The organism is Skermanella aerolata KACC 11604 (assembly GCF_000936425.1).
In the GTDB taxonomy this organism is placed as follows: domain Bacteria; phylum Pseudomonadota; class Alphaproteobacteria; order Azospirillales; family Azospirillaceae; genus Skermanella; species Skermanella aerolata.
Genome location: NZ_AVFK01000220.1, coordinates 1 through 415 on the forward strand (window position 1 = coordinate 1; position 415 = coordinate 415).

A 415-nucleotide genomic window follows, 5' to 3' on the forward strand; every position below is an offset into this window, starting at 1 on the left:
CCTCTTCGCCGGTCTTGGCGTCGAGCGCCACCAGCGTGTTGTCGGCCTGTGCGAGGAAGATCTTGCCGTCGGCATAGGTCACGCCGCGGTTGACGGTGTCGCAGCACATCACCGGGATGACGTTGGGGTCCTGGCGCGGCTCGTACTTCCAGAGGATGCGGCCCTTCTCCTTGATCGAGAGGGCGTAGACCAGGTTGGGGAACGGCGTGTGGACGTACATGACGTCACCGATCACCAGCGGGCCGCCTTCGTGGCCGCGCAGGACGCCGGTGGAGAAGCTCCAGTCGACCTTCAGGTTCTTGACGTTCTGCGTCGTGATCTGGTCGAGCGGGCTATAGCGCTTGCCCGAATAGTCGCCGAGCTGCATGGCCCAGTTGTTCGGGTCCTTCTGCAGCTTCATCACTTCGTCGTTGGC

General features: G+C 63.4%; 1 protein-coding gene. It reads right to left on the reverse strand.

What is annotated here, in order from left to right:
* Positions 1-415: outer membrane protein assembly factor BamB family protein (locus N826_RS39280; RefSeq protein ID WP_044438122.1), on the reverse strand; the 415-nt coding region annotated here is incomplete at both ends.